25 protein-coding genes are annotated in these 26,007 nt (G+C 63.0%); 5 read left to right on the top strand and 20 right to left on the bottom strand.

All coding sequences use genetic code 11. The features are described 5' to 3' along the window. Positions 1-180: 180 nt before the first annotated feature. A complete protein-coding gene (locus RI103_RS18100; RefSeq protein WP_310813278.1) occupies positions 181-1,071 on the top strand; it encodes an alpha/beta hydrolase in 891 nt (296 codons plus the stop codon). A gap of 54 nt (positions 1,072-1,125) precedes the next feature. Here the strand turns inward: RI103_RS18100 and RI103_RS18095 are convergent, their stop codons facing one another. Further along, complete coding sequence (locus RI103_RS18095) at positions 1,126-1,596, bottom strand: Lrp/AsnC family transcriptional regulator (RefSeq protein WP_310813277.1); 471 nt, start codon at positions 1,594-1,596, stop codon at positions 1,126-1,128. A gap of 114 nt (positions 1,597-1,710) precedes the next feature. On the opposite strand from RI103_RS18095, the gene RI103_RS18090 reads away from it, so the two are divergent. Beyond that, positions 1,711-2,610, top strand: a complete 900-nt coding sequence (locus RI103_RS18090; protein ID WP_310813276.1) for a DMT family transporter — start codon at positions 1,711-1,713, stop codon at positions 2,608-2,610. Positions 2,611-2,925: 315 nt separating this feature from the next. Here RI103_RS18090 and RI103_RS18085 read toward each other — a convergent pair whose 3' ends face one another. From RI103_RS18085 to RI103_RS18060, 6 genes are read right to left on the bottom strand one after another with little or no spacing between them, the layout of a single operon-like run. Continuing rightward, the gene (locus RI103_RS18085; protein WP_310813275.1) at positions 2,926-3,846 is read right to left on the bottom strand and encodes an MBL fold metallo-hydrolase; all 921 of its coding nucleotides are present in this window, start codon (positions 3,844-3,846) and stop codon (positions 2,926-2,928) included. Next, positions 3,843-4,328: a MaoC family dehydratase gene (locus RI103_RS18080; protein WP_310813274.1), complete on the bottom strand. Its 486-nt coding sequence runs from the start codon at positions 4,326-4,328 to the stop codon at positions 3,843-3,845. The genes RI103_RS18085 and RI103_RS18080 overlap by 4 nt, the downstream gene beginning before the upstream one ends. Further along, positions 4,325-4,549: a DUF1289 domain-containing protein gene (locus tag RI103_RS18075; RefSeq protein ID WP_310815269.1), complete on the bottom strand. Its 225-nt coding sequence runs from the start codon at positions 4,547-4,549 to the stop codon at positions 4,325-4,327. Before RI103_RS18075 ends, RI103_RS18080 begins: the two co-directional genes overlap by 4 nt. A gap of 13 nt (positions 4,550-4,562) precedes the next feature. Then, positions 4,563-5,084 (bottom strand): YbaK/EbsC family protein, encoded by a 522-nt coding sequence (locus tag RI103_RS18070; protein WP_310813273.1) that lies wholly within the window; start codon positions 5,082-5,084, stop codon positions 4,563-4,565. Positions 5,085-5,137: 53 nt separating this feature from the next. Next, entirely contained in the window at positions 5,138-6,064 is a 927-nt protein-coding gene (locus RI103_RS18065; protein WP_310813272.1) for a hydroxymethylglutaryl-CoA lyase, read from the bottom strand. 60 nt (positions 6,065-6,124) lie between these two features. Continuing rightward, complete coding sequence (locus RI103_RS18060; RefSeq protein WP_310813271.1) at positions 6,125-7,066, bottom strand: glyoxylate/hydroxypyruvate reductase A; 942 nt, start codon at positions 7,064-7,066, stop codon at positions 6,125-6,127. A gap of 324 nt (positions 7,067-7,390) precedes the next feature. On the opposite strand from RI103_RS18060, the gene RI103_RS18055 reads away from it, so the two are divergent. Both RI103_RS18055 and RI103_RS18050 read left to right on the top strand, forming a co-directional pair. Beyond that, on the top strand, positions 7,391-7,993 hold the full coding sequence (locus RI103_RS18055; RefSeq protein ID WP_310813270.1) for an alpha/beta hydrolase: 603 nt from the start codon (positions 7,391-7,393) through the stop codon (positions 7,991-7,993). 133 nt (positions 7,994-8,126) lie between these two features. Then, a complete protein-coding gene (locus RI103_RS18050) occupies positions 8,127-9,152 on the top strand; it encodes a sulfate ABC transporter substrate-binding protein (RefSeq protein WP_310813269.1) in 1,026 nt (341 codons plus the stop codon). 80 nt (positions 9,153-9,232) lie between these two features. Here RI103_RS18050 and RI103_RS18045 read toward each other — a convergent pair. From RI103_RS18045 to RI103_RS17985, 13 genes are all read right to left on the bottom strand, one after another. After that, positions 9,233-10,596, bottom strand: a protein-coding gene (locus RI103_RS18045; protein WP_310812657.1) for an IS3 family transposase whose coding sequence is annotated in 2 segments (ribosomal slippage) — positions 9,233-10,134 and positions 10,134-10,596 — 1,365 coding nt in all. Because the reading frame shifts where the segments join, the coding sequence is not laid out codon by codon here. A gap of 100 nt (positions 10,597-10,696) precedes the next feature. Continuing rightward, entirely contained in the window at positions 10,697-11,782 is a 1,086-nt protein-coding gene (gene bioB, locus RI103_RS18040; protein ID WP_310813268.1) for a biotin synthase BioB, read from the bottom strand. Between the two features lie 34 nt (positions 11,783-11,816). Beyond that, positions 11,817-12,572: a dethiobiotin synthase gene (bioD, locus tag RI103_RS18035; RefSeq protein ID WP_310813267.1), complete on the bottom strand. Its 756-nt coding sequence runs from the start codon at positions 12,570-12,572 to the stop codon at positions 11,817-11,819. Continuing rightward, positions 12,569-13,753, bottom strand: a complete 1,185-nt coding sequence (gene bioF, locus RI103_RS18030; RefSeq protein WP_310813266.1) for an 8-amino-7-oxononanoate synthase — start codon at positions 13,751-13,753, stop codon at positions 12,569-12,571. Before bioF ends, bioD begins: the two co-directional genes overlap by 4 nt. Next, positions 13,753-15,114, bottom strand: a complete 1,362-nt coding sequence (gene bioA / locus RI103_RS18025; RefSeq protein ID WP_310813265.1) for an adenosylmethionine--8-amino-7-oxononanoate transaminase — start codon at positions 15,112-15,114, stop codon at positions 13,753-13,755. Before bioA ends, bioF begins: the two co-directional genes overlap by 1 nt. A gap of 1,057 nt (positions 15,115-16,171) precedes the next feature. Beyond that, complete coding sequence (locus RI103_RS18020) at positions 16,172-17,449, bottom strand: CocE/NonD family hydrolase (protein ID WP_310813264.1); 1,278 nt, start codon at positions 17,447-17,449, stop codon at positions 16,172-16,174. A 571-nt stretch (positions 17,450-18,020) separates the two neighbouring features. After that, on the bottom strand, positions 18,021-18,470 hold the full coding sequence (locus RI103_RS18015; RefSeq protein ID WP_310813263.1) for a YchJ family protein: 450 nt from the start codon (positions 18,468-18,470) through the stop codon (positions 18,021-18,023). 7 nt (positions 18,471-18,477) lie between these two features. Then, positions 18,478-19,608, bottom strand: coding sequence for an acyl-CoA dehydrogenase family protein (locus RI103_RS18010; RefSeq protein WP_310813262.1), 1,131 nt, complete (start codon positions 19,606-19,608; stop codon positions 18,478-18,480). Positions 19,609-19,635: 27 nt separating this feature from the next. Continuing rightward, complete coding sequence (locus RI103_RS18005; protein WP_310813261.1) at positions 19,636-20,313, bottom strand: SDR family oxidoreductase; 678 nt, start codon at positions 20,311-20,313, stop codon at positions 19,636-19,638. A 45-nt stretch (positions 20,314-20,358) separates the two neighbouring features. Beyond that, positions 20,359-21,552, bottom strand: coding sequence for an acetyl-CoA C-acetyltransferase (locus tag RI103_RS18000; protein ID WP_310813260.1), 1,194 nt, complete (start codon positions 21,550-21,552; stop codon positions 20,359-20,361). Then, entirely contained in the window at positions 21,545-22,321 is a 777-nt protein-coding gene (gene can / locus RI103_RS17995) for a carbonate dehydratase (RefSeq protein WP_310813259.1), read from the bottom strand. Before can ends, RI103_RS18000 begins: the two co-directional genes overlap by 8 nt. A gap of 94 nt (positions 22,322-22,415) precedes the next feature. Then, the gene (gene aceK, locus RI103_RS17990; RefSeq protein WP_310813258.1) at positions 22,416-24,254 is read right to left on the bottom strand and encodes a bifunctional isocitrate dehydrogenase kinase/phosphatase; all 1,839 of its coding nucleotides are present in this window, start codon (positions 24,252-24,254) and stop codon (positions 22,416-22,418) included. Positions 24,255-24,339: 85 nt separating this feature from the next. Further along, positions 24,340-24,744: a MerR family DNA-binding transcriptional regulator gene (locus tag RI103_RS17985; RefSeq protein WP_168792358.1), complete on the bottom strand. Its 405-nt coding sequence runs from the start codon at positions 24,742-24,744 to the stop codon at positions 24,340-24,342. A 176-nt stretch (positions 24,745-24,920) separates the two neighbouring features. Between RI103_RS17985 and RI103_RS17980 the strand changes: the two genes are divergently transcribed. Beyond that, entirely contained in the window at positions 24,921-25,994 is a 1,074-nt protein-coding gene (locus RI103_RS17980; protein ID WP_310813257.1) for an MBL fold metallo-hydrolase, read from the top strand. Positions 25,995-26,007 lie beyond the last annotated feature (13 nt).

Below are 26,007 nucleotides of genomic sequence, written 5' to 3'. Positions count from 1 at the left end.
ATCCGGAAATTTAAGAACGGTCGTTCGATTATAGGCGAAGCGCAGCGAGCGCGTTCGATCGGGTCGTTTGGAACGGTTGGAAGGAGTGTTCAGCTTCTATGCATGCGTGGGTTATCCCACCTCGCGCGGACACATTGGGCTTCTACAATGCAGTGACTCCAAAATCACGAGAGAGAAGCCATGGCCTTCGAGAATTTCACGCCCTTTCGCGTCGCCGTGGGCGATGTCGATATTTTCGGAGTGAAGGGCGGGGCGGGGCCGCCTCTTCTGTTGCTGCACGGTCATCCGCAGTCGCATCTGATCTGGCAAAAGTGCGCCGCGCGACTGGCCCAACATTTCACCGTGATCGCCACCGACCTGCGCGGCTACGGCGCGTCGGGCAAACCGCCGAGCGACGCCGCGCACACGCCGTATTCCAAGCGCGTGATGGCGGCCGATCAGGTCGCCGTGATGCGCCACTTCGGCTTCGAACGTTTTCTCGTCTGCGCGCACGATCGCGGCGCGCGCGTCGCGCATCGCATGGCGCTCGATCACGCGGATGCCGTCGAGCGTCTGATGCTGCTCGACATCGCGCCGACGCTCGCGATGTACGAGGCCACCGACCGCGCCTTTGCGACGCTCTATTTCCACTGGTTCTTCCTGATCCAGCCGGAGCCGCTGCCCGAAACGCTGATCGGCGCAAACCCGGCGGCGTATGTCGACGCGGTGATGGGCAGCCGTCACGCGGGTCTGGCGCCGTTCGAGCACGCCGCGCTCGAAGCTTATCGTTCGGCCCTTGCGCAACCGGGCGCCGTGCATGCGATGTGCGAGGACTACCGCGCGTCGGCGAGCATCGACCTGGAACAGGATCGCGCCGACATCGAGCGCGGTCACAAGATCGGCTGTCCGTTGCGCGTGCTGTGGGGCGACAAGGGTGTGATCGAGAAGTGCTTCGACGCCCTGGCGGAATGGCGTCGCGTGGCGCGTGACGTGAGCGGCCGTGCGCTGGCTTGCGGGCACTACATACCGGAAGAAGCGTCGGACGAACTGGTCGCCGAAATGCTGTCTTTCTTCCAGGCGGTCGATCAGTAAGCCACTTCGTTCCGTCTGTTTCGTTCATACGTGAGGCCGCGCCCGCGCCCCCGTTCAACCGAGCGGCGGCAAGCGGCGTGCGACCGGCGTCGATTTGACGATCGCGGTGCTGGTTTCCGCGCGCTCGGTGACCTTGGACAGAATCTCGTCGAGCTGTTCGATTGAATGCAGATACAGGCGGCAGATGAAGCAATCGTCGCCCGTCACCTTGTCGCATTCGACGAACTCCGGAATCCGCCGGATCACCTCTTCCACCAGATGCAACTGGCCGGGCAACGGCTTCACGCGCACGATGGCCTGCAGCGTGTAGCCGAGCGCGCGCGGATCGATTCGCACTGTGAAGCGCTCGATCACGCCTTGCGCTTCGAGCCTGCGCACGCGCTCCGCCGTGCTCGGCGCCGACAGGCCGACAAGCCGCGCCAGTTCGCTGACCGGCTGACGGGCGTCTTCCGCGAGCGCGGCGAGGAGCGCCCGGTCGGTATCGTCGAGCGCGGTGGGTGCCGGAGGAGTAAGGCGTTTGGTCATGACAGCCTTCGAAACTTAGGTTGCGTCGCAGGAACGCTTAAGTTTAGCCATGTATTCGGGCGATCGGATTATTTACACTGCTGGTCATGCAGGAATCAATTCGAGGATCGAATCATGGCGTCAAACGAAATCCGCCGCGGAGCCGCGGAAATGACCATGGCGATGCTGATGTCCGGCACCATCGGCTGGCTGGTGGTGTCGTCGCAGCAAAGCCCGTTCAATGTCGTGTTCTTCCGCTGCATTTTCGGCGGCGCGACGCTGGCGCTCGTGTGCGCCGTGCTGGGCCTGTTCCGGCGCAAGCTCTTCTCGTGGAAGATGCTCGGCCTCGCCTTGCTCGGCGGCGCGGCGATCGTCATCAACTGGGTGTTGTTGTTCGCCGCGTATTCGCGCGCGTCGATCTCGATGGCGACGGCCGTCTACAACACGCAGCCGTTCATGCTGGTGGCGCTCGGCGCGCTCGTGTTCCGCGAGCGCATCAGCGCGTCGACGGTGGCGTGGCTGGTGGTTGCGTTCATCGGCCTCGTGTTCGTCGTGAAGGTCGAGCCGGCGGTGCTGGCGGTGCCGGGGCAATATCTGGTCGGTGTCGCGTACGCGGTGGGCGCGGCGGCGATGTATGCCGTGTCGTCCATCATTACGAAGCGGCTCAAGGGCACGCCGCCACATCTGATCGCGTTGATCCAGGTGTCGCTCGGCGTGCTGATGCTCGCGCCGTTCGTGCGCTTCGACGCGTTGCCCACAACCGGCGTGCAGTGGCTCGAGCTGATCGTGCTCGGCGTCGTCAATACCGGTCTCATGTACGTGTTGCTGTACGGCGCGATCCAGAAGCTGCCGACTTCAATGACAGGCGCGCTCTCGTTCATCTATCCGGTGGTGGCGATCATCGTCGACCGGGTTGCGTTCGGGCAAACGCTCGCGTGGATTCAGGTGCTCGGCGCGGTGCTGATTCTGGTGGCGGCGGCCGGCGTCAATCTCGGCTGGCGGATCGTGCCGCAAAAGCGTTTGTCGTCGACCTGACGGGCGTTGCGCCGTTGCGGCGAATCACAATGCTACGGATTCCCGAGTAACCGAATGTGAAGATTATTCATATCAGCGGACTAATGATTCGAAAGATGCACAACTACGGGGTTGCGAAACGTGCCGTGTATGCGGCTTTAAAAGCGGACGTCAACTTTCTGTAGGGAAATCACCGATGCGATCAAAAAACAGGCACGCGTATCATGCGTCTTGACGCTGATCACGTCCGACAGAATTTCCGCCGCTCGCCTGTAAGGGCCGAGCGGTTTTCTTTTTGTGGCGACGGTTTCTCGTGCGCGTCTCGGCCGCGGCGCGTCAGGCCGCGCGCGCGGCGATGCGCTCACCATCCACTACCAGCGGCCCGTTCCTGTCCGCCAACTCGCCCACGATGACTTTCACCAGCGCAGGCCACTCGCCGCGCGGCTTGAGCATCGACGCGGCGGCGCGCATCACGCTGGCGGCGTCGAGCATGTGCAGCAAGGTGTCGAAGCGCATTGCGCGCACCTCGAGCAACTTGAACACGATCAGCACCTTCAGCGCATTCTTTGCATTGCGCGCGGGATCCGCACGCAGCCACGCAACACGCGAAAACGCGCGTTCAAGCGCCTGCTCGACATTCGTGAAGGGTGCGCCATGGCCGGGGATGACGAGGCGCACGTCGAGCCCCGCAATGGCTTCCAGCACGGCCTGCTCCTCGGCGAAACCGCTTTCGCCTTCCAGTTCGGGAAAAATCACGCCGAAGCCGTTTTCCCACAACGCGTCCGCGCTGATCAGGATGCGTTCGTCCGCGCAGTACAGCATCAGCGAATGCGGATCGTGGCCGGGCGCGCCGAGCACATCCCAGTCGAGCGCGCCGAGCCGCAACTGCGCGCCGGGCGCGATCGTTCCGGTGAAGGTAAAACGCTCGCAGGTCTGGCCGGTGGCGCGAAACGTGAGGCGCGTTTCGTCCCAGTCGCGTACTGCGCCGGCTTCCGAGGCGGGAATGACAGTGCCGCACGGCCAAGTCGCCTGCAAGAGCGCATTGCCGCCGCAATGGTCCGAATGCAGATGCGTGTTGACGATCAGGTCGAGCGGCCGCGCGCCGAGTGCTTGCCGCACCAGTGCCAGCGTTTGCGGCGCGTGCGTGGCATAGCCGGTATCGACGAGTGCGGCGCAGACGTCGTCCACCAGCAGCACGTTGTTCGACGAGAGCCAGCCGCGTTCGAAAACCCGAATCGATTCCGGCAGCGTGATCATGGAGAGTTGGGCGCAGCGTTAGTGTTTGCGTCGACGCTTGCAGGCGCTTCCGGTTTCGGCATCACGAGAATCGTCGACGAACCGATCAACATGGTCTCGCCACGCTGATTCACAACCGTGCCTTCAAGATGCGTCAGATCGCCATTCAGGCTTGGCTTCCAGTAAGCATGCTTCACGCGCCAGGTGATCGTGAGCGTGTCGTTCGCATGCACGGCTTTCTTCAGCTTGATATCGAACTCCAGACCGAGCGGTTGCGCGTAGGTCGAATAATGCGTCGCCAGCAGCGCCATGAAATGCGCAGTCGGTTGCGTGCCGGATGCAATCAGGCCGCCGAAGCGGCTTTGCGCGGCATACGCTTCGTCGTGATGCAGCGGGTTGTGGTCGTTGACGAGCGAGGCGAACGATTTCACCGATTCCGCCGATAGCTCCAGCGTCGAACTGAACGTTTCGCCAACCGTGACGATGCGCGGCGCGGCGTTCATCGCCGCACCTTCGCCTGGCTCGCGACGAACTCCGCGTGGCGCGCCTCGATCGCGTCCCAGACCGCGCGCTTCGCGTCGTCGTCGAACAACGACCAGCCGGCGATTTCGTCGATGGTGCGCAGGCATCCTTCGCACCAGCCGGTCGACGCGTCCATCCTGCACACGTTGATGCAAGGCGACGGCACGGCGTGGTGGTCTTCGTTATCTAGGCCTGCTGTCATCATCGTCATCGCGTCACGCCGTCTCGCGCAGCGCCACGTCGATCACCGGCGCGCCCGTGAGCGCGATCAGTTCCTGCGCGGTCAGATTGAACACTGCATGCGGATGACCCGCGGCGGCCCACAGACTGTCGAGTTCGAGCAGATCGGCGTCGATCAGCGTGACCGGCCTGGTGGCATGACCGATCGGACAGACGCCGCCGATCGCATAGCCCGTTTTTTCGCGGACGAACTTCGCGTCCGCCCGGCCGATGTCGCCCACTTGCGCGGCGACTTTCTTTTCGTCGACGCGATTCGCGCCGCTCGCGATCACCAGTACCGGCACGTCGTCTTCACGGCGGCGAAACAGAATCGACTTGGCGATCTGCGCGACCGAGCAGCCGAGGCCAGCCGCGGCTTCGGCCGAGGTCTTGCCGGTTTCCGGCAGCATCACGATCCGGCCCGCGTGACCGCGTTCGCGCAACAGCAGCGCGACGCGGCGTGCCGAGTCGGGCAGCGCGGTGAGATCGTCGGATTCGAGGGAAGCATGGTCCGTCATCGTTTCAGGTCCTGATTGATTGCATGAGTGTTCAGCGCGCACGTCGAGCGAGGTCAGACGCAGTTGGCCGCTTCGCTGCGCGCTTTGGCGAGCAGCGCTTTGCCGGCGCGCGAGACATTCGGCTTGCCGATCGACGTCGAGATGAAATCGCCGATCGCCACGACTTGCGCGAGGTCGATGCCGGTCTCGATGCCGAGGCCGTTCATCAGATACAGCACGTCTTCGGTGGCGATGTTGCCGGTCGCGCCCTTTGCATACGGACAGCCGCCAAGGCCCGCCACCGACGCGTGATAAATCTCGATGCCTTCCTGCAACGCTGCATAGATGTTGGCGAGCGCCTGACCATAGGTGTCGTGGAAGTGGCCGGACAGACGCTCGCGCGGAAATACCTGAGTGACTGCCTCGAACACTTCACGCGTGCGCTTCGGCGTGCCGACGCCGATCGTGTCGGCGATATCGATCTCGTCACAGCCGAGCGCCGCGAAGCGCTTGACCACATCCACCACCGACGCCACCGGCACTTCGCCCTGATACGGACAGCCCAGCGCGCACGACACGCTGCCGCGAATCCGCACGCCGTGTTCCTTCGCCGCCTGCGCGACCGGCACGAACCGATCGATGCTTTCCGCGATGCTGCAGTTGATGTTCTTCTGCGAAAACGCTTCGCTGGCCGCGCCGAAAATCACGATCTCGTCGGCATGCGCGGCGAGCGCGCCTTCGAGGCCGCGCAGGTTCGGCGTCAGCACCGAGTAGATCGTGCCCGGGCGTCGTTCGATGCCGGCCATCACGTCGGCGCCGTCGGCCATCTGCGGCACCCATTTCGGCGATACGAACGAAGCGGCCTCGACGTTACGGAAACCCGCCGCCGACAAACGGTTGATCAACTCGATCTTGGTCGCGGTGGGTACGAAGTCTTTTTCGTTCTGCAGTCCGTCACGGGGACCGACTTCGACGATTTTCACTTGCTGGGGTAGGGCCATGATGTGTCTCCTATGTCGACGCCGCGCGTGGCGGCGCTCCTTCAATGGGATTCGATGGGTTCAGTATCCGCGTTCGATATTCACTACACCGCTGACCGTGTCGCCGCGCATGAGCGCGGTGATTTTCTGCGCGACCTGGGCGACGCTTTCTTCGCGCAACGTCAGCGCGGACACGTGCGGTGTGATCGTGATGCGCGGCTCCTGCCAGAACAGATGATCCGGCGGCAGCGGTTCTTCGCGGAACACGTCGAGCGTGGCGGCGGTAAGTTGCCCGCTCGCGAGCGCATCGAGCAAATCCTGTTCGTCCAGATGCCCGCCGCGTGCCACGTTGATCAGGTACGCGCCGTGCGCGAGCTTGCCGAACGTGCGCGCGTTCAGCACGTCGCGCGTATCCGGTGTATACGGCAGCAGATTGACCAGCACTTTCACGCCGTCGAGAAACGCGTCGAACTGCGCTTCGCCGGCGAACGTCGTGATGCCCTCCATTTGCCGGGGACTGCGGCTGTAGCCGCGCACGGGCAGGCCGAATGCCGCGAGCGCCTGTGCGACATGCGCGCCGAGCACGCCGAGTCCCAGCACGCCGACCGTGAAGGTGTCGCGCCGATGCGGCTCGAGCACTTCCCAGCGGCGCTCGCTTTGCAGCGTTTGATACTCGTCGAAACGGCGCAGATAGCGCAACACCGCGTGAGTCACATACTCGGCCATTTGCGGCGCCATGCCGGTATCTTCGAGACGGATCAACTGCGCGTTGCGCGGCAACGTGCCGGGCTGCTCGTGTTCGAGCGCGAGGATCGCGTCGACGCCCGCGCCGAGATTGAAGATCGCGCGCAGATCGGCGCGGCCGGCCAGCATGTCGCGCGGCGGACGCCACACGATCGCGAAATCGGCCGGCGCGGTGTCGCCAGGCTGCCATTCACGCAGATCGGCCTCCGGCAGCGCGTGGGCGAAGTCGTGCAGCCACGCGGCGGCGTCGGCCTGTGGCATGTAGAAGAGGATTTTCATACGGTCCGGAAGGCGCCTGCGAAATTGGGTGTGGAGGCGGAAAAGCCACGGCATGACCGGCGCGACGGCTGCGGCGTGGCGGATGTCGTTTGCGGCATGAGGCCTCCTCCTTTTATGGGTAGGCTTCATTCTACTTTTTCGACGCGAATCGCGCGCGTTTGCGCACGGGCGTACGGGTCGAGCGCGAGCTTTCCGCCGCACGGTCCCTATCTGGCCTGCATTTGTCCGCGCATTTGTCCGATAAACAAAGCACAAAATCTTGGTTCGCCCGCACGGCGCGCGGCGGGACAATCGTTGCCTGGATTCTCGCAGCGAGGCACACACATGCTTTCATGCACCAAATCGACATGGCCGCCGCGGCTCGTCACCGTTCCCGGTCTGCACGGCAGCGAAGGCGCGCATTGGCAGACCTGGCTGGAGCGGCAGTTCGCGCGCTCGCTGCGTGTCGAGCAAGCCGATTGGGACGCGCCGGACCTCGCACTGTGGTCGAAATCGCTGCGCGATCTGCTCGCGCGCGAGCGCGGGCCGTTCGTGCTGGCCGCGCATAGCTTCGGTTGCCTTGCGGCCGCGCATGCATTGCAGCAGGCGTCGTATGCGAACGACGTGATCGGTGTGCTCTTCGTGGCGCCCGCGAGTCCGCAGAAATTCGCCTTCGCCGGACCGTTCGACGCGCGCCGTCTCGGCGTGCCGTCGATTCTGATCGGCAGCGAAACCGATCCGTGGATGCCGCTCGCCGGTTCGCGCGATCTCGCACAGCGCTTCGGCAGCGCGTTCGTCAATCTCGGGGACGCGGGGCATATCAACACCGCGGCCGGTTTCGGTCCGTGGCCGCGCGCGAAATATTTCGTCGACACGCTGGTGCACTGCGCGGCGCCGCTGCGTTTTCGCGACGAGTCGTTCGAGGCCGTACAGAACGCGTTCGTGTGAAAGATCGGGCCGCGGCGTTCGCGCATCGGGCGCGCGAACGGGCCACTGGCCAAGTAAGCGATCCGTTAGAATCCCGCTTCACGCTGCACGTTCGTGCGGCCACTGGTTTTCATCATCGATAGGCGGGGACAAGATGGCAGGCAAGACGGGGACTTCGCGCTGGCTGGCAGCCGGCATGACGGCATTCACGCTCGCGTTGGCGGGCGTGTCGACGGCGCACGCGGATGCGTCGCTGCTGAACGTGTCGTACGACGTGACGCGCGAGCTGTACAAGGACATCAACGCCGGCTTCATCGCGGCGTACAAGCAGAAGAGCGGCGAGACCGTGTCGATCCGCCAGTCGCATGGCGCGTCGAGCGCGCAGGCGCTCTCGGTACTGCAAGGCCTGCAGGCCGACGTGGTGACGATGAACCAGCCGAACGACATCGACCTGCTCGCCGAGAAAGGTCAACTGGTGCCGGCCAACTGGCGCACGCGTCTGCCGGACGACAGCGCGCCGTACACCACGACAATGGTGTTTCTCGTACGCAAGGGCAATCCGAAGCACATCAAGGACTGGGACGATCTCGCCAAGCCCGGCGTGCAGGTGGTCATCGCCAATCCGAAGACATCGGGCAACGGGCGCTACGCCTATCTGGCCGCATGGGGTTATCGCAAGCAGCATGGCGGCACCGACGCGCAGGCGCTCGACTTCGAAAAAGCGATCTTCAGGAACGTGCCGGTGCTCGATACGGGCGGCCGCGGTGCGACGACCACGTTCACGCAACGCGGTATCGGCGACGTGCTGGTGACGTTCGAAAACGAAGTCGCGCTGATGGACACGGGCGTGGGCGGGGGCAATTTCGAGGCCGTGTATCCGTCGGTGAGTTTGCTGGCTGCGCCGCCGGTGTCGATCGTCGACAAGGTGGTCGACAAGCGCGGCACGCGCAAGGAAGCGCAGGCGTATCTCGACTATCTGTGGTCGCCGGCCGCGCAGGAAATCATCGCGCAGCACCATCTGCGTCCGCGTGACAAGACCGTGCTCGCGAAGCATGCGGCGGAGTTCAAGCCGATCAAGACGTTCACTGTCGAGGAGATGTTCGGCAGCTGGCAGAAAGCGCAACAAACCCATTTCTCCGACGGCGGGACGTTTGATCAGATCATCGTGGATAAGAAGTAAATTTTCGGCTTCGCAAGTAAGTAAAAAGGCTGCCTCAAACAACGAGGTGAACTGACCCCGCAAAGTTGGACAGTTTGAGTTCAGGTTTGAGCGGGCTGGGTTCTGTACATCACAGGACTCAGCCCGTTCAGTTTGAGCTTGATGCGTTTGTGGTTGTAGTAGTGAATGTATTGTCTGATGCCAGCCTTCAACTCGTCGATACTTTCAAACCTGCTCAGCCGGAAGAACTCCGCCTTGAGCGTGCCAAAGAAGCTTTCCATTGCCGCATTGTCGTAGCAGTTTGCCTTGCGCGACATGCTCTGCGTCAGGCCGTGTTGATCCAGCAGCCTCCGGTAAGCAGGCATCTGGTACTGCCAGCCCTGGTCTGAATGCAGCAGCGGGGTCTCCTGGGGACCAAGCTTTGCCAGCGCTTTTTTTAGCATGCTGCTGACCAGATCGAAGACCGGTCGGGTGTTCATCTGATAAGCCACGATCTCGCCGTTATACAGATCCATGATCGGCGAGAGATACAGCTTCTGACCCAGCACGTTGAACTCCGTCACGTCCGTCACCCACTTCTGATTGGGCTGCTGTGCGCTGAACTCGCGGTTTAACAGGTTCGGCGCAATACGGCCGACTTCGCCGCGCCATGAGCGGTATTTCTTCGCGCGCACCAGCGATTTCAGTTTCAGTTCTCCCATCAGACGTTGCACCGTCTTGTGGTTCACGCTCGGGCCTGCCTGCCGGATCGCCGCCGTGATGCGCCGGTAGCCATAACGGCCCTTGTGGCGTTCATACACAGTCTTGATGCGGGTTTTGAGGTCCTTGTGCCGCTCACCGGCATCCGGCACGCTCAACTGGTAATAGAACGTGCTGCGCGCCAGACCCGCTGCCTTCAGCAAAGCGGGCATCGGGTGGTGCTGCCGGAGCTCCTGCACTATTTGCGCTTTTTCTTCTGCACGCCCTGCTTCTTTGCCTGAAGCAGGGCATCGAGCTTTTTTAGATAGGCCACCTCCGCGCGCAGGTACTCGTTTTCCTTGAGCAACTGCTCACGCGTGCGCTTATCTGGCGCACTGTCTTCGGTCGGCTTTTCAGGAACTGGCTGGGTCATGGTTTTGCGGCGCCATCGTGGACGAGGCGCCAGTGCGTCGATACCGCCTTCATGATACCGGCGTTCCCATTGCGCTATGCAGCCCGGACTGCGGATGTCGAACACCGCAGCCACCTGCCGGTATGGCAAATCCTTCTGCCACATGTGCATGAGTACCGACATCCTGAACTGCGCGTCATAGTGACTGAATTTCTTGCGCAGTCCGTCCTGTCCATGTTGCTCGTAGGCCGAAATCCACAGCTGTAAAACCGAGCGACTCACTCCATACCGCTTTGCAAGTACCTCGACACCAGCCGAACCGGCCACGTACTGCTTCACCAGCTTCAGCTTTAACTGCTCACTGTACTTCGTCATGAAAAACACCCCAAAAGGTTGGATCGGTGTCCAACTTTTGGGGTGCAGTTCAAGGCAGCCTTTTTTATTGCGCGTGTTTTATCTCACGTGGTGCGTGCGCTCAGTTCGGCGCTGCATGTTTATCGCAGCCATGCTCGCAACCGCTTTGATCGAGCGGCATCTGTTGCGCGGCTTCAGCGCGAATGCCGAGACGTTCGAGCAGCTTGCGGTCCGCTTCTGCTTGCGGGTTGCTGGTAGTCAGCAACTGATCGCCGTAGAAAATCGAGTTCGCGCCGGCGAGGAAGCACAATGCCTGTAACGCTTCGTCCATCTGCTCGCGGCCCGCTGACAGACGCACCATCGCGCGCGGCATGGTAATGCGCGCAATCGCGATCGTGCGCACGAATTCGAACGGGTCGATCGCTTCGGTGCCGGTCAGCGGCGTGCCTTCCACTTGTACCAGATTGTTGATGGGCACCGATTCCGGATACGGCTCCATGTTCGCCAGCTGCGCGATCAGGCCGGCGCGTTCGCGGCGCGATTCACCCAGGCCGACAATCCCGCCGCAGCACACGTTGATGCCCGCATCGCGCACGCGTTCGAGCGTGTCGAGGCGGTCCTGATACGTGCGCGTCGAAATGATCTGACCGTAGAACTCCGGCGACGTGTCGAGGTTGTGGTTGTAGTAGTCGAGGCCTGCTTCGCGCAGTCCTTGCGCCTGATGCGTTTCGAGCATGCCGAGCGTGACGCACGTTTCGAGACCCATGGCCTTGACGCCGCGGATCATGTCCTTGATCGGTTCGAGGTGACGGTCTTTCGGATTGCGCCACGCGGCGCCCATGCAGAAACGCGTCGCGCCGTTTTCCTTGGCGACTTTGGCGGCGGCGAGCACTTCGTCTACCGGCATCAGCTTGTCGGCTTGCAGGCCCGTGTCGTGATGCACCGACTGCGGACAGTACGCGCAATCTTCTTCGCAGCCACCGGTCTTGATCGACAGCAGCGTGGACAGTTGCACGGTGTTCGCATCGAAATGCTCGCGATGGGTTTGCTGTGCCTTGAACATCAGGTCGTTGAACGGCAGTTCGTACAAGGCGACGATGTCGGCGACGCGCCAGCGCGCGACCTGTTTCGTGCCGGCTGCGGCGTTGGCATTGTTGTTTGCCGCGGCCGTATCGGCGGGCGTCGGAGCGATGTTCAGTTGCGTCATGTCGTCAATCCTCATGGATGGATGTGATGGTGATTCAGCGCTGCGTTTGCGTTTGCATTTGTGTTCGCATGTCACGCAGCGTCTGCAAGAGCCGGTCGATGTCGAGTTGGTCCGCTGCGAGTTCGGGCGACGCCGGACTCAGATGCGGCACGATGCCGAGCAGCGGCGCGTCGTATTCGCGGGCGAGATGCGCGCGGATCGACGCGATGTTTTCGTCGGGGAACGTCATGTCCGGATCGATGCGGTTCGCGACCCAGCCGGCGAGCGTGAGCCCGCGCGCGGCGATTGCTTCAGCGGTGAGCAGCGCGTGGCTGATGCAGCCGAGCCGCATGCCGACCACCAGCACGACCGGCAGCTTCAGGGCGACGGCGAGATCGGCGGTGTCCTGAGTGGCCGTCAACGGCACACGAAAGCCGCCCACGCCTTCCACGACGACAATCTCCGCGCGCTTGAGAGCCTGCGCATGACAGCCGACGATATGGTCGAGATCGAACGTGACGTTTTCCAGCGCGGCCGCGATATGCGGCGCGGCCGGTTCCTTCAGCAAATACGGCGTGCGCATTTCGGGCGGCAGCAGGACGTTCGAGGCGGCGTCGAGTTGGTCCGCGTCTTCGTTGTGCAGCACACCATCGAGCTCGAATGCGCCGGCGGCGATCGGCTTCATCGCGGCGGCCTGCAGGCCTGCGCGGACGAAGCCGCGCAACAGCGCCGACGAGACGAATGTCTTGCCGATTTCCGTATCGGTGCCGGTGACGAATAAGGACAGTGCGTTTTGACTCGAGCCACTCATGCCGCTTTCGCTCCGAGTTGCTGCAAGCCTGCTTCGAGCCGGTCGAGGTCTGCGTGCGAGTGCGCGGCCGACAGCGAAATACGCAAGCGCGACGTGCCGGCGGGCACGGTCGGCGGACGGATCGCCGGCACCCACAGACCCGCGCGATCGAGCGTGGCCGCGATCTCGAGCGTGGCTTCGTTCGCGCCGATGATGAGCGGTTGCACGGCCGTATGCGAGTCGACCGGTAACCAGGGCGTGGCCTTCAGCATGGCGCGCGTGCGTTCGATCAGTTGCTGAAGATGCGCACGACGCGCGTCGCCTTCTTCGCCGCCGATGATGCGCAGGCTCGCCGATACCGCGTGCGCCGCGGCCGGCACCGACGCCGTGGTGAAGATGTACGGACGCGCGCGCTGCACGAGCCATTCGATGACCGTCTCATGCGCGGTGACGAACGCGCCGGAGACGCCGGCCGCTTTGCCGAGCGTGCCGATCGAAATGAGGTTCGGCGAGCGCAGCGCGGCTTGCGCGATCGCGCCACGGCCTTGCGGGCCGAGCACGCCGAAACCGTGCGCGTCGTCGACGATCAGCCAGGCGCCGTGTTGCTCCGCGAGTTCGAGCAGGCGCGGCAGCGGCGCGATATCGCCGTCCATGCTAAAGACGGTATCGGAGACGATTACTTTGACGTCGGAGTCGGACGCTTCGAGCATCGCGCTCAACGCTTGCGTATCGCAGTGCGGGTAGATCTGCACGTCGGCGCGGGACAAACGCGCGCCGTCGATCAGCGACGCGTGATTCAGCGCATCGGAGAAGAGCGTCGTGCCGCGGCCCGCGAGTGCGGTGAGCGTGGCGAGATTCGCCATGTAACCGGTGCTGAAATAGAGTGCGCGCGCGTTGTCGACGAAGCCGCCCGCGAATTCAGCGAGATCGTCTTCGAGTTGCGCGTGCGCGCGCGAGTGGCCGCCGAGCAGATGCGAGCCGCCGCTACCCGCGCCATAACGTTGCGCGCCTTCCGCGATGGCCGCGATGAGTTGCGGATGCGCGGCGAGGCCGAGATAGTCGTTGCTGGCGAAGCCGATGATTTCGCGGCCGTCCACTGTCATGTGCGCCGCGCACGGGGTGTCCGCGGTGCGGCGGCGACGGCGCAGGCCGCGCGCGTCGATTTCCTTCAGGCCTTCGGTGAGCGTGTCGAGCAGGTGCATCAGCGGGTCTCCGCGAGCGTGGCTTCGAAGGTTTCGCGCGTGCGCGAGGCGAGCAGCGCGAGTTCTTCGTCGTCGAGGATATAAGGAGGCATCAGATACACCGTGGTCGAGATCGGGCGCAGCAGCAGTTCGCGTTGCAACGCGTTATCGAAGAAGCGGCGCGAGAATGTTTTGGCTTGCTGAGCATCGTCGATCACCGCGTCGAACGCGAAGATCGTGCCGCACTGACGCAGATTCCGGACTTGCTTGTGCTCGGCGAGCGGCGCGAGCGCGGCTTTCAGCTTTGCGGACTTCTGCGCGTTGACGGCGAGGACTTTGTCGCTCGCGAACAGATCGAGCGTGGCGAGCGCCGCGCGGCAGGCAAGCGGATTGCCGGTGTATGAGTGCGAGTGCAGGAAGCCGCGCGCGGTGTCGTCGTGATAGAACGCTGCGAAAATTTCATCGCGCGACAGCACGATCGAGAGCGGCAGATAGCCGCCGCTAATGCCTTTCGACAGGCAGAGAAAGTCCGGCCAGATGCCGGCCTGTTCGCACGCGAAGAAGGTGCCGGTGCGACCGCAGCCGACGGCGATTTCATCGGCGATCAGATGCACGCCGTACTGGTCGCACAAGGCGCGCAATCCCGCGATATACGACGCGTCGTGCATGGCCATGCCGGCCGCGCACTGCACCAGCGGCTCGACGATCAATGCAGCGATTTTCGTGGCGCGTGCGTCGAACAGCGAGCGGACGTGATCGAGCGCGTGGCGGGCGACATCGGCGGCGGTTTCGCCGGCTTGCGCGAGGCGCGCGTCGGGGGATGCCACGACGTGCGCGTGGCGGATCAACGGATCGTAGGCGTCCTTGAAGAGCGCGACATCGGTGACGCCGAGCGCGCCGATGGTTTCGCCGTGATAGCTATTGGCGATGCAGACGAATTCCTGCTTATCGGCGAAACCGCGATTGCGCCACGAGTGGAAGCTCATCTTCAGGGCGATTTCGACGGCGGATGCGCCATCTGACGCGAAGAACGCGTGGCCCAGCGTGTTGTTCGTCAGCGCGCTGAGCCGCTCCGCGAGTTCGATGGCCGGTTCGTGAGTGCAGCCGGCGAGCATCGCATGTTCGAGCGTGTCGAGCTGGTCTTTCAGGGCCGCGTTGATGCGCGGATTGGCGTGACCGAACAGGTTGACCCACCAGGAGCTGATGGCATCCAGATAACGATGGCCGGCGCGATCGTAGAGCCACGCGCCCTGGCCGCGCGCGACGGGCACCAGCGGCAGGCGTTCGTGGTGCTTCATCTGCGTGCAGGGGTGCCAGACTGCGCGCAGGCTGCGGGCGATCCAGTCTTCGGGGGCGGCTGATGGTGGTGCTGGGTTTTCCAAAGGGGTACTCCAGGGGGCTTTTTTTGCCGCTGCGCGGCGTGGCTTTTTTAGGGCCATTTTCAGTCGCGTGGCGCGGATTTTTTGCGCTGCGCGCGGCCCTTTGGCGGGCCTGCGGGGTCGAGATTAGCCGTTTATTTCGTGCTGCGCACTAGGGGTTCGAGGGGCGTTTTTGCCTGCGGCGCTGGAGTTTGGCGATGTTCGGGGCAGGTGGTTTCTGTTTCTAGGTGAAGGTCGCTGATGGGCGGAGTTGGCGACGGCAAAGTAGTTGCAACTTACTGGCGGGGATTTGGGGTTTTGGCCTGCTCGGCGGGTGTTTTTTGGTGTGTTCTCTGAGGCGTTGGCCTTTCCTTGCTTTCTTGGTGGTCTATTGGCGTTGCCCCTGTGCGGGGCGGCACCTACTTTCTTTGCCTGCCGCAAAGAAAGTAGGCAAAGAAAGCGGCTTCACACCGCCAGCCCATAAGCGGGCCCCTCGCGCAGTCACGGTAGTGGCACATCTGGAATCGGTGTTCTCGTCCATTTGGCCTCAGTGACAAGGCCGTCATACTTCCCGCCTCGCGCTGCGCGCTCGCCGGAACGGTCTGCTCGGAACCAGTGGTTTTGTTTGGGCGCGGTGGGGCTGTCGGCTTCGCTGGGGCGCGGCGCCGAAGGGGAGCATGGAAGGCTGTTGGTGCGAAGATCGCTGGCGCAAAAGCGGACGGCCAGTAGCAAATACTGCTGGCGCACGAGGACCCAATGGTTTGATGAATTACCGCGACGGCGCGCGCAGCGTCGCCGGAAGAATGACGGCCTTGCCACCGGGGCTGAATGTGCGAGAGCACGGATTCCAGATGCACCACTACCGCGACTGCGCGGGGGATCCGCTTATGAGCTGGCGGTGCGAAGCCGCTTTCTTTGCCTACTTTCTTTGCGGCGGCAAAGAAAGTAGGTGCCGCCCCGCACAGGGGCAACGCCAATAGACCACCATGAATTCAAGGAAAGGCCAACGCCTCAGAGAACAAAGCGAACAAAAAGAACACAGAGAACCAACACACGCCGAGCAGGCAAAAAAACCTAACTGTTATTCACGACTAGCAATAGCCCGCCGCGCATCGGCGCCCCCACCCACCGCCCCACCATCAGCCGTCTGCGAAGACTGATCCCCCCAAACAACGGAGTTATTCACCGCATACAACCGACAAGGCGCCGAAGACTGCTTCTGACAATTCGCCACCGCAACCGACATCGGATCATCACCACCTTCAGCCCAGGACCAGGCCCCCGTGTCAGAAACAGCAAACGCCCGGCTAGGAAACTGATGCAAGAAATTCCGATACCCATTACGCCCGGCTTCATCGACAAACGGCACGGCGTCGACCGCATCGACAGCAGCAAACCCGCTGGCCTTCGGCATGGACGGATCAGACACGCGATACTGCACACCAGTCGGCATGCCCACCTGCGCAAGGAAAGCCTCGACAGCCGGCCACCACACATGCACACCATCACGGTCGCCGACCAACCGGTGCGCATCATTCTTGTAGTTGCCGAAATCTACCATCTTCGCGCTCGCGCCGTGCGCGCCATAAGCCGCGTACATGCCCGCAACCAACGGTGCATTCCAGACCGAATCGTTATCGCCGTACATCCACAGCGACGGCACCCTGGTCTTCTCGCCGTACGCGCCGAACGCACGCGTCAGATTGCCCTGCCAGTCGCCGCACGCGTCCTGCCGCAAGCCGCCCGAAAAATTGATCAGCGCCCGCACGCCCGGCGCGGCTTGCGTGCCGTACGCCATCGTCGCAAGGCCGCCGTGCGAGGTGCCGGCCACGACGATATGCGTGGCGTCCACGTAAGGCTGCTTCGACATAAAGTCGACTGTCGCGGCAACGTCGCCGGCCTGGCCGATGCCGTTCTTTTCGACATCGCAACCATCCTGCTGATATGTGCCGTCCGAGTGGCCGAAACCCTGGCGGTTCGGCGCCACCACCACGTAGCCGCGCCGCACGAATTCGCGCGCGAACGGCAGCGGGTCGCTGCGCTCCTGCGTGCGCGGATCGCCGGGGATTTTGCCGTGGTTGAAAACGATCATCGGAAACGGGCCCGCGCCGTCCGGTTTGTAGATCGTCGTTTCGAGGGTGACCGTGCCGGCCGCGTCGACCGGCACGCGGATGATCCGTTCGTTGAGACCCGCGCTGGGCAGATAGACGTCGTCATCAAGTGCGATGCGCGGCACGTGTGCGCGCGTCAACGGTCCCGCCTGGGTGTCCGCGAGCGGGTCGGCGTGCGCGAGTGCGACAGCGCACGTAGCCGCTGCACAGATCACCGCACACTTCGTCAGAACCTTGCTGAACACCATTCACGCACCTGCCTCAAAAATCTGCCCTGAATACCGGGATACCTGTTCATCGAAAGTCATTGCTGACATTTGCCTTTCGGGCAGGTTTTCGACAAACAAAAACACACTCGCGCACGGAGTGCACCGGAGGCGCACGCACGCTAATCGAGATCGCACGGGATGAACCCAAACGGCCGACGCGACCCCACGCGCCGATGATGAGCGCCACGGCTGCTGCCCGAAACCGCCGCCGGAACCACACCGTCTGGTACCTGGCAGGGCTTCCTGCGCATTTTGCGGAGTTGGTATGGACCGGCTCTCGCAACGTGACGTCATGAAGCTACGGCCTCATCCTGGCACGACAATTTTGTTTTGTGCAATCAAGGAGAACCCGCGAACCAGCAGTTGCCGCGTACTGATTCGCAGCCTCAGGCCGCTCGATACAGGCCTCGCCGGTATTTGGCGTAACGAAGCAATCTGGCGCGGCGCGGGTCTTGTGGCATCGAGCCAACAAAAAATGGCCCTGCTAACAGGGCCATATGTGAGCGCGGCGTAAGGACACGGCGGCGTCTTGTAAGGGGCAGAAAGGGATTTATTCGCGGACGTCGCCATCGACGTAGCGCCAGCGGCCGTCATCGCCGCGAACGAAACGGCTCAGTTCGTGCAGCCGATGCGCGCGTCCGCCCACCTTATAACGTGCGACAAATTCGACCGTCGCGTGATCAGCGTCGGATTCAGCGAACGCCTTGATTTGCAGTCCGAGCCAACGCGCAGCGTCGGATGCGGCCGGGTCCACGTCGAGATCGGCGGGGCGGGTATGCGGCGCCCACGTGGCGCGCAGATAATCCGTTGCTCCCACAACATACGCGCTATAACGCGAACGCATCAGTTCAAGGGCCCGTGGCGCCGCTTCGCCGCCGTCGATATAGCGGCCGCAGCACTGCGCGAAGCGCGGCGCCTTGGCGCCGCTGCGCTGATCGGGCGCGGCGCCGCCGCAGGGACAATCGGATGGTCGTTGCAATGACAACACTTGCTTATTCATCAGACTTTCAGCCAAGACCGCGCGCGATCAAAATTTTCTGGATGTCGCTGGTGCCTTCGTAGATCTGGCACACGCGCACGTCGCGGTAAATCCGCTCGACCGGGAAGTCGCTCAGGTAGCCGTACCCGCCATGAATCTGTAAGGCGGCCGAACAGATGCGCTCGGCGGCTTCGGAGGCGAACAACTTGGCCATCGCGGCTTCGGTCAGGCACGGTTGGCCGGCATCCTTCAACGACGCGGCGTGCCAGATCAACTGGCGTGCAGCTTCGAGTTGCGTCGCCATATCGGCGAGGCGGAACTGCACGGCCTGGTGCGAAAAGAGCGGCGCGCCGAAGCTCTCGCGCTCCTTCGCATAACTCAGCGCTGCTTCGAACGCGGCGCGCGCCATGCCGACGCTTTGCGCGGCGATACCGATGCGACCGCCTTCGAGCCCCGACAGCGCGATCCGGTAGCCTTCGCCTTCCGCGCCGATCAGATTGGCGGCCGGCACGCGGCAGTCTTCGAAGAGGATCTGCGCCGTATCCGACGAATGCTGACCGAGCTTGTCTTCCACTCGCGCGACAACGTAACCCTTCGTATCGGTGGGCACGATAAACGCGCTGATGCCGCGCTTGCCCGCGGCTTTGTCGGTGACGGCCATCACGATCGCGACGTTGCCGTTCTTGCCGCTCGTAATGAACTGTTTGACGCCGTTCAGCACGTACGCATCGCCGTCGCGTGTCGCGGTGGTGCGCAGCGCGGAAGCGTCGGAACCGGCTTGTGGTTCGGTCAGGCAAAACGCACCGAGCATTTCGCCGCGCGCGAGCGGGGTCAGCCAGTCGCGTTTTTGCGCGTCGCTGCCATAGGTCAGCAGAATGCTGCAAACGGGGCAGTTATTGACGGAAATAGCCGTCGAGGTGCCGCCGTCGCCGGCAGCGATCTCTTCGAGAATCAGCGCGAGCGCCAGCGCGTCCATGCCGGCGCCGCCATACGCTTCGGGCACCAGCACGCCATATGCGCCGAGTTCGGCGAGTTGCCGATGCACGTCCCGCGGAAAAGTGCGCTCGCGGTCCCACGCCGCCGCCTGCGGCGTGATCGCTTCGCGCACGAAGGTGCGCAGCGCGTCGCGGACCATCAAGTGATCCTGATCAAGCACCATGAGTGTGTCTCCTTGCCGGCTCGTCGCTCACCAGTCGAGCAGCGTGCCGTCGTATTGATAGAAGCGGCCGTTGAACTCGTCGTGCGCCGCGGCGGCCTGCGCCAGCACTTCACGCATGCCGGTGACGCTGCGCGCCGGATCGATCGCCGCCTGTGCGCCGCCCATGTCGGTGCGCACCCAGCCGGGATGCAACGAAATGCATGCGGCGCGCCTTGCTTCTAGCGACGCGAGTTTCAGCGCGTCGTTCAGCGCCGCCTTGCTCGCGCGATACAGCCAGCCGGTCGTGCCGCTCGCGTCGCCGATGCTGCCCATCTTGCTCGAGATCACCGCGAACACGCCGCCCGCCTCTTCGACGAGCGGCAGCAGGATCGGCATCAATTGCATCGGCCCGCGCACGTTGGTGTGCATGACGTGGTCGAAGTCTTCGGCGGTAATCGTCTCGATGCCTTCCGTGCGCGGGCCGTACACGCCCGACACCAGGATCGCCGCATCGAGCCGTTCGCCATCGAGCTTCCAGCCGAGCGCGGCGATTTCTTCTGGCGCGCTCACATCGAGTGAAAAAGTTTCGGCGCCGAGTGCCTTCAATGCGTCGAGCGCGGCGCCGTCGCGCGCGGTGGCGAGCACGCGCCAACCGCTCTTTTTGTACTGCTGTGCAAACTCCTGGCCGATGCCGCGCGACGCACCGACGATCAACACTGTCTTCATCGAATACCTCAAGCCGTCAAAAACAGAGCGCTGCGAAAACGCGCGTTACACCAGTTCGATACCCATTGCCGTCGCTTCGCCGCCGCCGATGCACAGCGTCGCGACGCCGCGTTTCAGCCCGCGCTTTTTCAGCGCGCCGATCAGCGTGACGAGAATCCGCGCGCCGGACGCGCCGATCGGATGGCCGAGCGCACAGGCGCCGCCGTTCACGTTGACCTTCTCATGCGGCAGATGGTGTTCCTTCATGGCCGCCATTGTCACGACGGCAAATGCTTCGTTGACCTCATACAGATCGACCTCGTCGGCGCGCCAGCCGTTCTTCTCGAACAGCTTGCGAATCGCCCCGACAGGCGCGGTGGTGAATTTCGCCGGCTCCTGCGCGAAGGTCGAATGGCCGACCACGCGCGCGATCGGCTCGACGCCGAGACGCTTTGCCGTCGACTCGCGCATCATGACGAGCGCGGCCGCGCCGTCGGAAATCGACGACGAGTTCGCCGCCGTCACCGTGCCGGTTTTGCTGAACGCGGGCTTGAGCGTTGGAATCTTCTCGATGTTCGCCTTGAACGGTTGTTCGTCGCGATCGATGGTGACATCGCCCTTGCGGCTCTCCACCTTCACCGGTGCGATTTCCCAGGCGAACGAGCCGTCCTCGTTCGCGCGCTTCGCACGAGCGAGCGACTCGACGGCGAACGCGTCCTGCGCCTCGCGTGTGAAGTCGAACGACGCCGCGCATTCTTCAGCGAAGGTGCCCATCAGACGGCCTTTTTCATAGGCGTCTTCGAGGCCGTCGTAGAACATGTGGTCGATCACCTGGCCGTGGCCCATGCGCATGCCGCCTCGCGCTTTGGGCAGCAGATAGGGCGCGTTCGTCATGCTTTCCATGCCGCCCGCGACGATCACGTCGACGGACCCCGCGGCGAGCATGTCGTGCGCGAACATCGCCGCGCGCATGCCGGAGCCGCACATCTTGTTTACCGTGGTGCTGCCGGTGGCGAGCGGCAAGCCCGCGCCGAGCGCGGCCTGACGCGCGGGCGCCTGGCCGAGGCCGGCGGGCAGCACGCAGCCCATCACCACTTCATCGATCTGTTCGGGCTTGAGGCCCGCGCGTTTTACGGCCGCTTCGATCGCTACCGAGCCCAATTGCGGCGCGGTCAGTGCGGCGAAGTCGCCTTGAAATGCCGCCATCGGCGTGCGGGCCACGCCCACGATGACGATCGGATCAGCTTTTGTCTCACTCATGTTTAAGCTCCTTGATTACGCCTTCGACGATAGCCGGCACGTCGCCGAGCTGAGCCGCATCGGCGGCGACCACGTCGTTCTCTGCCTTGTGCGCGCCGCTAGCCGACACCGCCGCGACACACTTCTGATAGGTTGCATCGAGCGCGCCCGGCTCGCTGATCGTCATGCCGAGATTGCGCACCTTGCCGTCATGCACGCCATACGCCCAGCCGTGCACCGTCAACTCCTGGCCGCGCGCCCATGCGTCGTTGACGATGGTGGTGCGGCATACGTTCATCACCTGTTCGATTGCATTCAGTTCGACCAGACGCCGGTGGCGGACCTCACCGATCGGCCATTCCTCGATCAGCGCCGCATGCTTGGTGCGCACGTCCTGCACGTGATGCAGCCAGTTGTCCGCGAGACCTACGCGACGGCCGTGCAGCGCCGCGGCGACGCCGGAGCAGCCATAGTGGCCGACCACCATGATGTGCTTGACCTTCAGCAGATCGACGGCGAACTGGATCACCGAGAGGCAGTTCAGGTCGGTGTGCACCACCACGTTGGCGATGTTTCTGTGCACGAACACTTCGCCCGGCGGCAGACCGATGATCTGGTTCGCCGGCACGCGCGAATCGGAGCAGCCGATCCACAGATACTCTGGCGTCTGCTGATGGGCGAGACGCGAGAAATACTCAGGGTCTTCGGACAGCTTGCGGGCGACCCACGCTTCGTTGTTGTCGAACAGATGCGAGAGCGGATTGTCAGGAGTAGAAGCGTTCGTGTTCATGGTGCGTCTTGGCGGTTGCTCGACCGATTGACCGGTCGATGTCGTTACATAAGGTTCGGACGAGGCATTGCATTCTGCGAGCGGCGTATCGGCGTCACGCCACCCGCACGCTGCGCGCATCGGCTGGCGCATCCTGCGCGGGCGATGCATGGCCCGCGGCATCGGCAAAGCGTTCCGGATAGCGCATGCAGAAGCGCACGCTTTCGTCGTACGGGAAAAAGTCGGGCAGTTCGCCTTTCAATAGATGATCCTTGTGCCGTTGCCAGAGCGCAGGATCGAAGAAGTCCGCGTGATGCTGCATGAAGGAACGGCGCACGCGTGGGTCGCCGAGCAAAAAAGTACCGTACGTCTCTGGGAAAATGTCGTGCGGGCCGACTGAGTACCACGGCTCACCCGACATTTCGTCCTCCTCGTTACGCGCCGCCGGCACCGCGCGCACGTTGCAGTCGGTCAGATATTCGATTTCGTCGTAGTCGTAGAACACGACGCGGCCATGACGCGTCACGCCGAAGTTCTTGTACAGCATGTCGCCCGGGAAGATGTTCGCCTGCATCAGTTCCTTCACCGCATTGCCGTATTCCTTGATGCCGTGCTCGACGTCTTCGTCATTGCCGTTCTGCAGGAAGAGATTGAGCGGCACCATGCGGCGCTCGATATACATATGGCGAATCACCAGGTTGTCGCCGTCGTATTCGATCAGCGACGGCACTTCTTTTTCGAGTTCACGCACCAGCGCGTCGTGGAGGCGATTGCGGGGCAACGCCACGCTCGAATATTCGAGCGTGTCGGCCATGCGGCCCAAACGGTCGTGCCGTTTGACGAGCTGATACTTGCCCTGGATCTGCGCGCGCGTGGTTTCCTTCGGCGGCGGGAAGTTGTCCTTGATCAGCTTGAACACGTACGGAAACGACGGCAGCGTGAACACCAGCATCACGAGCCCCTTGATGCCGGGCGCGACGATGAACTGATCGCTCGAATGCGACAGATGATGCAGCAGGTCGCGGTAGAACAGATTCTTGCCCTGCTTCTGCAAACCCACCGACGTATAGATTTCGGCCTTCGGCTTGCCCTGCATGATGGTGCCGAGAAATTCGACGTAAGCGGACGGCACTTCCATATCCACCAGGAAGTACGAATGCGAGAAGCTGAAAATGATCAGCAGCTGGTCGCGCTTGAGCAGCACTGTGTCGAGCACGAGTACGCCCGGCTTCACATGACGCAAGGGCACGGCGAACGGCAGCAGCAGATCGCCGTTGATGATCCGTCCGACGATGTACGCCGACTTGTTCCGATAGAACAGCGACGAGAGCACGTGAATCTGAAAGTTGGCCGCTTCGTCGAACACGCCGAAGGCGTCTTGGATCGCCTGCATTACGCAGCCGGCGTCGCGCGTCAGGTCTTCGAACGGCGGCTCCAGCTGGAAGTTCGTGACGATGCGTTCGAGCGTCGCGGCGAGCCCATCCTTGCCGGGATAGTACGCGCGGTACGTCGGCTTCGCGGCCGGTTCGTCGTTCTCGATGTATTCGGTCGAGATGGCCGGGCGCACGAAAATGAAGTCGTTGTTGAAGTACGAGCGGTGCAGAATCTTGCAGCACACCGAATTGAAGAATGTTTCCGCGCATTCCGGCTGGCGGTGCGTGGTCAACAGGCCGATGTAGTGCAGCTTGATCTGCTGCCACACTTCGCTGTCGATTTTTTCCGCGTCGTATTCGTCTTCGAGCAGTTCGACGCATTCCTCGACGCGTTCGTCGTACGAGGTAATGCGATCGCGCGCGAGCTTTTGCAGACCGTGCCAGTCGGCCTTTTCAAAGAGCGTCTTGGCATGGATCGCGGCGTCGCGAAAGATACGGTAGTGCCGGTCGAATCCTTCGAGCATCGTCTGCGCGACGTCAAAGCCGATTTGCGACGACAACAGTTTGGGGAAGTGATTCATGTTGACCGTGCATTCGTCTCATGTCGTGAAGACACCCGTGATTGTATCGTTCGGGTGGACCCGCGACGCATCGCGCCGCTTTTGTTCATGCCGGCTTGGCTTCGCGCGCGCCGCTTTCCAGCAGCGCTCGCGCCTGGGTTTCGTATTGCGCGAGGTCTTCGAGCGTCGCGTTCAGGTCTTCCAGTTGACGCTCCAGCACTTCGCGATGGCGCGCCACCGTGGCGAGGAACGCATGCAGTTGCGGCACCGTATCGGTTGGCGACTCGTACACGTCCAGCAGGTCGCGAATCTCCGACAACGTGAAGCCGAGCCGTTTGCCGCGCAACGTGAGCTTCAGGCGCGTTCGATCGCGGCCCGAATAGACGCGCCGCAAGCCACTCGATCCTTCGCGGCTCGGCGAGAGTAAACCCTGGTCTTCGTAGAACCGAATGGCGCGCGGCGTGACGTCGAATTCCCGCGCGAGCTCGGTGATCGTGTATTGCGTGTTCATCGGGGCAGTCCGTGGCCGGGCAGAGAATCGGATTGAACGATAGAATCGACGTTTACGTTATCGTCAACTTGAGTTGAACGCAACCAGGCGCAACACGGCACCAGTTCGCCGCAACCACGCCGACCGGCATCGCATACCTCGCCATGCCGGACGGCCGACGGAGGAAGACACCCACAATGAATGCACTCGAACATCAACTCGACTACCCGTTCGGCGACACCTTGCCGAACGCGGGCGAGGCGAAGCAAGTCGCGCCAGGCGTGTTCTGGCTGCGCATGCCGCTGCCGTTCGCGCTGGATCACATCAACCTCTGGCTGCTACGCGATGAGATCGATGGCCAGCAGGGCTGGACAGTGGTCGACTGCGGCATCGCCTCGGACACGATCAAGGAGAACTGGGAGAAAGTGTTCGACTCAGTGCTCGACGGTCTGCCGGTGCTGCGTGTGATCGTCACGCATTGCCATCCCGATCACGTTGGCCTTGCGCACTGGATTTGCGCGGGCGGCGACAAACAGCGCTGGGACGTGCGGCTGTGGATGACGCTCGGCGAGTACATGCAGGCTCGCGTGATGGGCGCCGGCGACGGTTCGAACGCAGGCGGCGAGGGTGCGGCGCGGCACTTTGCGCGGCACGGCGTGACTGACGAGGAATCGCTTGAGAAGCTGCGCAATCGCAAGAGTTATTACTCGAGCCTCGTGCCGGCGATTCCGGGGCAGTATCGCCGTCTGCGGGAAGCCGATGGCGTGAAGATTGGTGGCAAGACGTGGCGCGTGGTGACCGGCTTCGGCCATTCGCCGGAACACTGCGCGTTGTTCTGTGAAGAGACCGGCGTGCTGATTTCTGGCGACATGGTGCTGCCGCGTATTTCGACCAACGTGTCGGTGTTCGATATGGAACCCGAAGGCACGCCGCTCGCGCTGTATCTGGAGTCGCTCGGCCGTTACGAGACGATGCCGGAAGATACGCTGGTGCTGCCGTCGCACGGCAAGCCGTTTCGCGGCGTGCGCACACGCATCCGGCAATTGCGCGAGCATCACGACGCGCGGTTGGCGGAAGTGCGGGAGGCATGCGCGCGGAAACCGCAGAGCGCCGCGGATATCGTGCCGCTCATGTTCAAACGCCAGCTCGATATCCATCAAATGACGTTTGCGATGGGCGAAGCGCTGGCGCACTTGCATCTGCTTTGGCTCGCGGGAGAGTTGAAGCGCAAGCAGGATGCGGATGGGGTGATACGCTTTTCACCGGTGTGATCGAGCTGATGTG

This window comes from Paraburkholderia sp. FT54, assembly GCF_031585635.1.
In the GTDB taxonomy this organism is placed as follows: Bacteria; Pseudomonadota; Gammaproteobacteria; order Burkholderiales; family Burkholderiaceae; genus Paraburkholderia.
This window is presented reverse-complemented; position numbering and strand designations above follow the sequence as displayed.

Bases quoted from the DNA above. Each gene is read 5' to 3' on its own strand.
- bioD (WP_310813267.1), bottom strand. From the start codon at position 12,572: ATGAGTGGCTCGAGTCAAAACGCACTGTCCTTATTCGTCACCGGCACC.
- RI103_RS18085 (WP_310813275.1), bottom strand. From the start codon at position 3,846: ATGATCACGCTGCCGGAATCGATTCGGGTTTTCGAACGCGGCTGGCTC.
- bioF (WP_310813266.1), bottom strand. From the start codon at position 13,753: ATGCACCTGCTCGACACGCTCACCGAAGGCCTGAAGGAAATCGACGCG.
- RI103_RS18050 (WP_310813269.1), top strand. From the start codon at position 8,127: ATGGCAGGCAAGACGGGGACTTCGCGCTGGCTGGCAGCCGGCATGACG.
- RI103_RS18080 (WP_310813274.1), bottom strand. From the start codon at position 4,328: ATGAACGCCGCGCCGCGCATCGTCACGGTTGGCGAAACGTTCAGTTCG.
- aceK (WP_310813258.1), bottom strand. From the start codon at position 24,254: ATGAATCACTTCCCCAAACTGTTGTCGTCGCAAATCGGCTTTGACGTC.
- RI103_RS18100 (WP_310813278.1), top strand. From the start codon at position 181: ATGGCCTTCGAGAATTTCACGCCCTTTCGCGTCGCCGTGGGCGATGTC.
- bioB (WP_310813268.1), bottom strand. From the start codon at position 11,782: ATGACGCAACTGAACATCGCTCCGACGCCCGCCGATACGGCCGCGGCA.
- RI103_RS18070 (WP_310813273.1), bottom strand. From the start codon at position 5,084: ATGACGGACCATGCTTCCCTCGAATCCGACGATCTCACCGCGCTGCCC.
- RI103_RS18015 (WP_310813263.1), bottom strand. From the start codon at position 18,470: ATGAATAAGCAAGTGTTGTCATTGCAACGACCATCCGATTGTCCCTGC.
- RI103_RS18020 (WP_310813264.1), bottom strand. From the start codon at position 17,449: ATGGTGTTCAGCAAGGTTCTGACGAAGTGTGCGGTGATCTGTGCAGCG.
- RI103_RS17980 (WP_310813257.1), top strand. From the start codon at position 24,921: ATGAATGCACTCGAACATCAACTCGACTACCCGTTCGGCGACACCTTG.
- RI103_RS18000 (WP_310813260.1), bottom strand. From the start codon at position 21,552: ATGAGTGAGACAAAAGCTGATCCGATCGTCATCGTGGGCGTGGCCCGC.
- RI103_RS18095 (WP_310813277.1), bottom strand. From the start codon at position 1,596: ATGACCAAACGCCTTACTCCTCCGGCACCCACCGCGCTCGACGATACC.
- can (WP_310813259.1), bottom strand. From the start codon at position 22,321: ATGAACACGAACGCTTCTACTCCTGACAATCCGCTCTCGCATCTGTTC.
- RI103_RS18065 (WP_310813272.1), bottom strand. From the start codon at position 6,064: ATGGCCCTACCCCAGCAAGTGAAAATCGTCGAAGTCGGTCCCCGTGAC.
- RI103_RS17985 (WP_168792358.1), bottom strand. From the start codon at position 24,744: ATGAACACGCAATACACGATCACCGAGCTCGCGCGGGAATTCGACGTC.
- RI103_RS18010 (WP_310813262.1), bottom strand. From the start codon at position 19,608: ATGGTGCTTGATCAGGATCACTTGATGGTCCGCGACGCGCTGCGCACC.
- RI103_RS18060 (WP_310813271.1), bottom strand. From the start codon at position 7,066: ATGAAAATCCTCTTCTACATGCCACAGGCCGACGCCGCCGCGTGGCTG.
- RI103_RS18005 (WP_310813261.1), bottom strand. From the start codon at position 20,313: ATGAAGACAGTGTTGATCGTCGGTGCGTCGCGCGGCATCGGCCAGGAG.
- RI103_RS18075 (WP_310815269.1), bottom strand. From the start codon at position 4,549: ATGACAGCAGGCCTAGATAACGAAGACCACCACGCCGTGCCGTCGCCT.
- RI103_RS18090 (WP_310813276.1), top strand. From the start codon at position 1,711: ATGGCGTCAAACGAAATCCGCCGCGGAGCCGCGGAAATGACCATGGCG.
- RI103_RS18055 (WP_310813270.1), top strand. From the start codon at position 7,391: ATGCTTTCATGCACCAAATCGACATGGCCGCCGCGGCTCGTCACCGTT.